Source organism: Ancylobacter sp. VNQ12 (genome assembly GCF_049445835.1).
Lineage (GTDB): Bacteria > Pseudomonadota > Alphaproteobacteria > Rhizobiales > Xanthobacteraceae > Ancylobacter.
The window spans coordinates 65,779-73,126 of record NZ_JBMSDU010000020.1; the positions used below are offsets into that span (position 1 = coordinate 65,779).

Genomic DNA, 7,348 nt, shown 5'->3' on the forward strand with positions numbered 1-7,348 from the left:
CATGTCCGATCTCACCCGCCTCACCATTACCGCCGCCCGCGAAGGGCTGGCGCAGGGCCATTTCACCGCGACCGAGCTGACCGGCGCCTATGTCGAGGCGGTCGAGGCCGCCGGGGCCCTGAATGCCTATGTGCTGTCCACGCCCGAGAAGGCGCTGGAGATGGCCAAGGCCAGCGACGAGCGCATCGCCAAGGGCGAGGCCGGGCCGCTGGAAGGCATCCCGCTCGGCATCAAGGACATGTTCGCGACCAGCGGCGTGCGCACCACGGCCTGCTCGAACATCATCAGGAACTTCGTGCCGCCCTATGAGTCGACCGTGACCTCGCAGCTCTGGCGCGACGGGGCGGTGCTGCTCGGCAAGCTGAACCAGGACGAGTTCGCCATGGGCTCGTCCACCGAATCGAGCGCCTTCGGCGCGGCGGTGAACCCCTGGCGACGCAACGGCTCCTCGCAGCCGCTGGTGCCGGGCGGCTCTTCCGGCGGTTCGGCGGCGGCGGTGGCGGCGCATATCTGCGCCGGCGCGGCGGGCACCGATACCGGCGGTTCGATCCGCCAGCCGGCGGCGTTCACCGGTACGGTCGGCATCAAGCCGACCTATGGGCGCTGCTCGCGCTGGGGCATCATCGCCTATGCCTCCTCGCTGGATCAGGCCGGCCCGATCGCCCGCTCGGTCAACGATGCGGCGCTGCTGCTGCGTTCCATGGCCGGCCACGACCCGAAGGATTCGACCAGCGCCAATCTGGCCGTGCCGGACTACGAGGCGGCGGTTGGCGCCTCGGTGAAGGGCAAGCGGATCGGCATTCCCCGCGAATACCGCGTCGACGGCATGTCCTCGGAGATCGCCAGCCTCTGGGACAAGGGCGCGGACATGCTGCGCGAGGCCGGCGCCGAGGTGGTCGAGATCAGCCTGCCGCACACCAAATACGCGCTGCCGGCCTATTACATCGTGGCGCTGGCGGAAGCCTCGTCCAACCTCGCCCGCTATGATGGCGTGCGCTATGGCGAGCGCGTGCCGGGCAAGGACATCGTCGAGCTGTACGAGAAGACCCGCGCTGCCGGCTTCGGCCCGGAGGTGCGCCGCCGCATCATGATCGGCACCTATGTGCTCTCGGCCGGCTATTACGACGCCTACTACCTGAAGGCGCAGAAGGTGCGCACGCTGATCAAGCGCGACTTCGAGAACGCCTTCGCCGACGGCATCGACGCAGTGCTGGCGCCCGCCACGCCCTCGCAGGCCTTCGGCGTCGGCGAGAAGTCGGGCGCCGATCCGGTGGAGATGTACCTCCAGGACGTGTTCACCGTGACGCTGAACATGGCCGGCCTGCCGGGCATCGCGGTTCCGGCCGGGCTCTCCTCGGAAGGACTGCCGCTCGGATTGCAACTCATCGGCCGGCCTTTCGGCGAAGAGGGCCTGTTCTCGCTGGCGCAGGTGATCGAGGACGCCGCCGGGCGCTTCGACGTGCCGGACAAGTGGTGGCGGTGATGGCGCGGATCCTGCCCGAGAACGAGCGCACCCTCGCGCCCTTCCGGGCGGAGATCGATGCGATCGACGGCGAGATCGTCGAACTTCTGGCCAAGCGCTTCGAGGTGGTCCGTCACGTCATCGCGGTGAAGAAGGCGGAGGGACTTGCCGCCCTGCTGCCGGAGCGTGTCGAGGACGTCGTCGAGAAAGTGATGGCGAACGCCGAGACCAAGGGCGTGCCGCCGGAGCTGGTTGAAAAGCTCTGGCGGATTCTCATCGCCTGGGTGATCGAGTACGAGAACGAGCGGCTCGGCTGATCCGGCCGCTCGGGTCTTCGTCGTTACGCTCCGTCACGGAGCGCCCTGCCTCAGTCGTCCCGGCAGTCGGCGCTTTCAAGCCGCCGGATCGAGGCGTCGAGAAAGGCAAGCTCCGTCACCACCTGGCGACAGACCCAATCCCGGAAATGCTCGGCATTGCGGCAGAAGCCCGGTAGCGGCTGCTCGGACGGCACCTCGCTGAGCCAGGTGCGGCATTCGTCCGCGACGCGGCAGCCAAGGCAGCGCTGGGCGGCAGCGGCGAGTTCATCGGCGGCCAATGACGGCTCTTCCGGCGTAAGGGTCGCATGTTCCATCATGTGGCGGAACAGGGCCAGACGTTCGTCGATCGTGTCCACGCGCATGATGTGCCTCCTTTGCCCCTGTAGAATGGGCGGGCACGGCGTGTACGCCTTGATCTCGCTCAAGCGGGCTGCGGCACGAGGTTTCCGTTCGTCACCCAGTCGCGAAAGACGGCGAGGTCGATATTGCCGCCCGAGAGGGCCACGCCGATGCGCTTGCCGGCGACACTCGCCTTCTCCTGCAGGAGAGCCGCCAGGGCGGCGGCACCCGCTCCCTCGGCGAGGTTGTGCGTATCGGTCCAGTAGATGCGCACCGCCTCGGCCACCTCGTCGTCGCTGACGGTGACGATGCGCGCCACGCCCTTGCGCATGATCTCGAGCGCGGCGGCATCGGGAATGCGCACGGCAAGGCCATCAGCCTTGGTGTTGGCGCTGGCGATCTCCACCGGGTGCCCGGCTTCCAGCGAGCGGGCATAGGCGGGCGCGTGGGCGCTCTGCACGCCGATGATCTGCGTTTCCAGGCCGAGCAGGTCTCGGGTGCGGATGGCCCCACATATGCCGGAGCCGAGCCCGATCGGTACATAGAGCGCGTCGAGCGGCGGGGCGGCGCGAAACAGCTCGTAGGCCCAGGTGGCGACCCCGACGACGAGGTCGGGGTGGAAGGAAGGGGCGAAATACAGCCCGTCTTCGGCGGCGAGCTTCATCGCGTGCTGGCGGGCGGCGTCGAAGTCGACGCCATGCTCGATCAGCCGCGCGCCGAGCGCCCGCATCGCCGCGTTCTTCTCCACGCTGTTGCCTTCGGGAACGACGATGGTCGCCGGCAGCCCCACGCGGCGGCCGGCGAAAGCCAGCGACTGGCCGTGATTGCCGCGCGTGGCGGAGATGATTCCTCCGCTTGCCCGGCCTTCGCGGGCGAGCCGCGCCAGATGAATCAGTCCGCCGCGCACCTTGAAGGCGCCCGTCGGCGTCTGGTTCTCGTGCTTCACCCAGACTTCCGCGCCGATGCGCTCCGCCAGCAGAGGCCAGGCATATTGGTGCGTGCCGGGGAAGACCGCGTGAACCTGCCCGAGGGCTTCTTCCAACTCGTCGAGACTGAACATGCACGGCACCTCTTGGCGGTCGGACGCGTCGCTCTCCGATCAATAGGCGATCGCGCCCGAACGGCAAAGCGCGGGTGAGGCGAGGGCGCGAGGCGGTTGCGGCTGCGAGGTGCAGGGAGTAGGGAAACGGCGCAAGAACTGCGTTTCGACGAATAGCGTTTTGACGAGGCCCGCCCCATGGACATGCACGCCCGCCCCGCCGACCCGAAGAAGCTGATCAAGGGCGCGACCGGCGACTGGGAAGTCGTGATCGGCATGGAAATCCATGCGCAGGTGACCTCCAATTCCAAGCTGTTCTCCGGCTCGTCCACCGAGTTCGGCGGCGAGCCGAACAGCCATGTCTCGCTGGTCGACGCGGCCATGCCCGGCATGCTGCCGGTGATCAACGAGGAATGTGTCAAGCAGGCGGTGCGCACCGGCCTCGGCCTGAAGGCGCAGATCAACAACCGCTCGGTGTTCGACCGCAAGAACTACTTCTACCCGGACCTGCCGCAGGGCTACCAGATCAGCCAGTACAAGAGCCCCATCGTGGGCGAGGGCGTGGTGCTGGTCGACACCGCCGACGGTCAGATCGAAGTCGGCATCGAGCGCCTGCATCTGGAACAGGACGCCGGCAAGTCGATCCACGACATGCACCCCACGCAGTCCTTCGTCGACCTCAACCGTTCCGGCGTCGCGCTGATGGAGATCGTCTCCAAGCCGGACCTGCGCTCCTCGGAAGAGGCCAAAGCCTATGTGACCAAGCTGCGCACCATCCTGCGCTATCTCGGCACTTGCGACGGCGACATGGAGAAGGGTTCGCTCCGCGCTGACGTGAATGTCTCCGTGCGCAAGCCCGGCGACGATTTCGGCACGCGCTGCGAGATCAAGAACGTCAACTCCATCCGCTTCATCGGCCAGGCGATCGAGACCGAAGCGCGCCGGCAGATCGGCATCATCGAGGATGGCGGCACCATCGACCAGGAGACCCGCCTGTTCGACCCCGGCAAGGGCGAGACGCGCTCCATGCGCTCGAAGGAAGAAGCGCATGACTACCGCTACTTCCCCGATCCGGACCTGCTGCCGCTGGAATTCGACGACGCCTTCGTCACTGGGCTTGCCGCGCATCTGCCCGAGCTGCCGGACGAGAAGAAGGCGCGCTTCGTCGCCACCTATGGTCTGTCAGCCTATGATGCCGACGTGCTGGTCGCCGAGAAGGCCACCGCCGACTATTACGAGGCCTGCGCCACCGGCCGCGATGCCAAGGCGGCGGCGAACTTCGTCATCAACGAGTTGTTCGGCCGGCTGAACAAGGAAGGCAAGGATATTGAATCCTCGCCCGTCTCGGCCGCGCAGATCGGCGCCATCGTCGACCTGATCGCCGACGGCACCATCTCCGGCAAGATCGCCAAGGACCTGTTCGAGATCGTGTTCACCGAGGGTGGCGAGCCGCGCGAGATCGTCGAATCGCGCGGTATGAAGCAGGTCACCGACACTGGCGCCATCGAGGCGGCGGTCGATGCCATCATCGCGGCGAACCCCGACAAGGTCGCGCAGGTGATCGCCAAGCCGACCATGCTCGGCTGGTTTGTCGGCCAGGTGATGAAGCAGACCGGCGGCAAGGCCAACCCGCAGGCGGTGAACGACCTGCTGAAGGCCAAGCTCGGCATATGAGCGTCCGCGACGCCGGGGCGCCGGTGGCCGGCGCCGTGACCATCGAGGTGGCCGGGCGGGACGACCTGCCCGCTATCGTGGCGATTCTCGCCGCTGACCGGCTGTTCGGCGCACGCGATACCACCGATCCCGCCGCCATGCCGGATTATGAACGCGCCTTCGACGCCATCGCCGCCGATCCGAGGCTCACGCTCTATGTGGCGCGGGCAGGCGGCGAGGTGGTCGGCACCTTCCAACTGGTACTGTTCCACGCCCTGCTGCGGCACGGTGCGCTCATCGCCATCGCCGAGGCGGTGCATGTCCACCCGGACGCGCGCGGGTTGGGTATCGGCCGGGCGATGATGGATTTCGCCATTGCCGAGGCGCGGCGGCGCGGAGCTGCCTCGCTCCAGCTCACCTCGAACAAGAAGCGGCTCGACGCGCACCGCTTTTATGAGCGCGCGGGCTTCGAGCGGCGCCACGAAGGCTTCAAGATCGACCTCGACGACCGCGTGTGAGCATCACGAGCCGGCTGCTCACGGCAGGCAGCGCGCCATGAAGACGTGCCAGGCCTTGGCGCCGGTCAGCTTGTAGCGGGTCTTGTAGTCCTGCCATTCACCATTGCAGCGGTTCACCGCCTCGCGGTCGCTCTCGCCCGGTTCCTCCTGGAGCTTGGGGGCGGGTGGTGGCGCGGGGCGTGCCGTGACCGAGGGGACCGATGTGCGCGGCGGCTGTGCCGTCTTCGGCGGATCGGCGGCAGGCTTGGGGGCCTCTTCCGCCGGCGTGCCGGCGAGGCACTGCTGGGCGAAGTCGCGATAGGTCTGGTTACCGGTCTGGTTCTTCGCCTTCAACTCGTTCCACAGATCGGCGCATTGCTTGATCGAGGGGCGTGCCGCGGCAGCGGCCGCGCCTGTCGGGGTGCGGGGAGCGGCGGGACGGACCTCGGGCGGCTTTTCCGCGGGTTCGTTCTTTGCGGCCTCTGAAAGGCAGGACTGGGCGAAATCGCGATAGGTGAGGTTGCCGGTCTGACCCTTCGTCTTCATCTCGTTCCAGCGATCGGCGCAGATCTTGGCCGGGGAGGGCGGCTGTGCCGCCGATTGCGCGTCGGCGGCCGATACCCCGAGAATCAGCATCAGAGCGAGGGCAGGGACACGAGTGCGGGCGAGCGGGAGAGGGCGGACCACAGGCGACTCACGGGTTGGTTTCGGCGGCGGCGCTGAATGGGGTAGCCTAGCCCGTTCCGGCACCCGGCGCGAGCTTGCGGGGGAAATCCGCGCGATCCGGCATTTTCCCTAGGTTTCGCAAGGCGCAGGCGGTTTGCGCTGGCTGCGGCTGGCGACTTCGCCCGTTCTCGAAACGGCCACCGCTTGTCAGCGTGGCGCGCCGGTCCTAGTTCTGATGGAGAAAAAGCCCTGCGGGGCGCGTGTGGCGGATGACATTCCATGGTCCAGCTCCAGAGCAAGCCGATACAGCTCTATTATTGGCCGACGCCGAACGGCTGGAAGATCAGCATCATGCTGGAGGAGTGCGGGCTTCCCTATGAGGTGATCCCGGTGAACATCGCCCGTGGCGAGCAGTTCAAGCCGGACTTCCTCGCCATCTCGCCGAACAACAAGATTCCGGCGATCGTCGATCCCGAAGGGCCGGGCGGCCAGTCGATCTCGGTCTTCGAATCCGGTGCGATTCTCCAGTATCTCGGCCGCAAGACCGGTCTCTTCTACCCCACGGACGAGCGTGGGCGTGTCGAGGTGGACCAGTGGTTGTTCTGGCAGATGGGCGGCCTCGGCCCCATGGCCGGTCAGGCGCATCATTTCCGCATCTATGCGCCGGAGAAGATTCCCTACGCCATCGACCGCTACACCAACGAGGTGCATCGGCTCTATAGCGTGCTGAACAAGCGCCTCGCCGATCGGCCCTTCATCGCCGGCGAATATTCGATCGCCGACATGGCCTGCATCGGCTGGGCGAAGCTATGGGAGCGACAGGGGCAGACGCTGGCTGAGTTCCCGCACTTCGCGGCGTGGCTGGAACGGATGAAGGCACGCCCCGGCGTCCAGCGCGGCATGGCGGTGAACGCCGAGGACCGCCATAAGATCGACATCGCCACCGACAAGGTGGCGCAGGCCATCATGTTCAGCCAGCGAGGGCAGAACTGACGCGCTACGACGTGGTAGTGGAGCGGATGAGCGTTGGCCCTTGACCGGACGCCCCCGGAAACCTAGACAGGTCGCCGCCGAACGGTGTCCCTTGGACCACCGGCCGGCTGGAGACGTGGCCGAGAGGCTGAAGGCACTCGTTTGCTAAATGAGCAGGCCCCCAAAAGGGCCTCGAGGGTTCGAATCCCTCCGTCTCCGCCATTTCAGTCCCAAACTGGGCACGCCGAGCGTAGCTGTTTTCCCTCCTGGGACGGCAGCCAGCGTTCTGGGCAGGTCTCCTTTCGATCCGATGATGCGGACTTCCTTGGCTCCGACCTCCACCCGCCGAGCCAAGGCGCGTAAATGATCGCGTCGATAGCCGCCACCCTCCATCCGCATGCGC

General features: G+C 66.9%; 8 protein-coding genes and 1 tRNA gene. 6 read left to right on the forward strand and 3 right to left on the reverse strand.

Annotated elements, in window-relative coordinates:
* Position 1: 1 nt before the first annotated feature.
* Both gatA and ACO2RV_RS20910 read left to right on the forward strand, forming a co-directional pair.
* Positions 2 to 1,483 (forward strand): Asp-tRNA(Asn)/Glu-tRNA(Gln) amidotransferase subunit GatA, encoded by a 1,482-nt coding sequence (gene gatA / locus ACO2RV_RS20905; RefSeq protein WP_423296172.1) that lies wholly within the window; start codon positions 2 to 4, stop codon positions 1,481 to 1,483.
* Positions 1,483 to 1,779, forward strand: a complete 297-nt coding sequence (locus ACO2RV_RS20910) for a chorismate mutase (RefSeq protein WP_423296173.1) — start codon at positions 1,483 to 1,485, stop codon at positions 1,777 to 1,779. Before gatA ends, ACO2RV_RS20910 begins: the two co-directional genes overlap by 1 nt.
* Before the next feature lie 50 nt (positions 1,780 to 1,829).
* Here the strand turns inward: ACO2RV_RS20910 and ACO2RV_RS20915 are convergent, their stop codons facing one another.
* Both ACO2RV_RS20915 and ACO2RV_RS20920 read right to left on the reverse strand, forming a co-directional pair.
* Complete coding sequence (locus ACO2RV_RS20915) at positions 1,830 to 2,204, reverse strand: DUF6455 family protein (RefSeq protein WP_423296174.1); 375 nt, start codon at positions 2,202 to 2,204, stop codon at positions 1,830 to 1,832.
* Positions 2,201 to 3,178, reverse strand: coding sequence for a threonine dehydratase (locus ACO2RV_RS20920; protein WP_423296175.1), 978 nt, complete (start codon positions 3,176 to 3,178; stop codon positions 2,201 to 2,203). The genes ACO2RV_RS20915 and ACO2RV_RS20920 overlap by 4 nt, the downstream gene beginning before the upstream one ends.
* Positions 3,179 to 3,355: 177 nt before the next feature.
* On the opposite strand from ACO2RV_RS20920, the gene gatB reads away from it, so the two are divergent.
* Positions 3,356 to 4,831 (forward strand): Asp-tRNA(Asn)/Glu-tRNA(Gln) amidotransferase subunit GatB, encoded by a 1,476-nt coding sequence (gatB, locus tag ACO2RV_RS20925; RefSeq protein WP_423296176.1) that lies wholly within the window; start codon positions 3,356 to 3,358, stop codon positions 4,829 to 4,831.
* Positions 4,828 to 5,328 (forward strand): GNAT family N-acetyltransferase, encoded by a 501-nt coding sequence (locus tag ACO2RV_RS20930; protein WP_423296177.1) that lies wholly within the window; start codon positions 4,828 to 4,830, stop codon positions 5,326 to 5,328. Before gatB ends, ACO2RV_RS20930 begins: the two co-directional genes overlap by 4 nt.
* 18 nt (positions 5,329 to 5,346) lie before the next feature.
* On the opposite strand, the gene ACO2RV_RS20935 is transcribed toward ACO2RV_RS20930, so the two are convergent.
* Positions 5,347 to 5,994: a hypothetical protein gene (locus ACO2RV_RS20935; protein WP_423296178.1), complete on the reverse strand. Its 648-nt coding sequence runs from the start codon at positions 5,992 to 5,994 to the stop codon at positions 5,347 to 5,349.
* A gap of 258 nt (positions 5,995 to 6,252) precedes the next feature.
* On the opposite strand from ACO2RV_RS20935, the gene ACO2RV_RS20940 reads away from it, so the two are divergent.
* Both ACO2RV_RS20940 and ACO2RV_RS20945 read left to right on the forward strand, forming a co-directional pair.
* A complete protein-coding gene (locus ACO2RV_RS20940) occupies positions 6,253 to 6,966 on the forward strand; it encodes a glutathione S-transferase family protein (RefSeq protein WP_423296179.1) in 714 nt (237 codons plus the stop codon).
* Positions 6,967 to 7,075: 109 nt separating this feature from the next.
* Positions 7,076 to 7,167 (forward strand) — tRNA-Ser (locus ACO2RV_RS20945).
* Positions 7,168 to 7,348 lie beyond the last annotated feature (181 nt).

What these genes read in the sequence shown, in the direction of transcription:
- gatA (WP_423296172.1), top strand. Translation starts at nt 2, where the DNA reads ATGTCCGATCTCACCCGCCTCACCATTACCGCCGCCCGCGAAGGGCTG.
- ACO2RV_RS20910 (WP_423296173.1), top strand. Translation starts at nt 1,483, where the DNA reads ATGGCGCGGATCCTGCCCGAGAACGAGCGCACCCTCGCGCCCTTCCGG.
- ACO2RV_RS20920 (WP_423296175.1), bottom strand. Translation starts at nt 3,178, where the DNA reads ATGTTCAGTCTCGACGAGTTGGAAGAAGCCCTCGGGCAGGTTCACGCG.
- gatB (WP_423296176.1), top strand. Translation starts at nt 3,356, where the DNA reads ATGGACATGCACGCCCGCCCCGCCGACCCGAAGAAGCTGATCAAGGGC.
- ACO2RV_RS20930 (WP_423296177.1), top strand. Translation starts at nt 4,828, where the DNA reads ATGAGCGTCCGCGACGCCGGGGCGCCGGTGGCCGGCGCCGTGACCATC.
- ACO2RV_RS20940 (WP_423296179.1), top strand. Translation starts at nt 6,253, where the DNA reads ATGGTCCAGCTCCAGAGCAAGCCGATACAGCTCTATTATTGGCCGACG.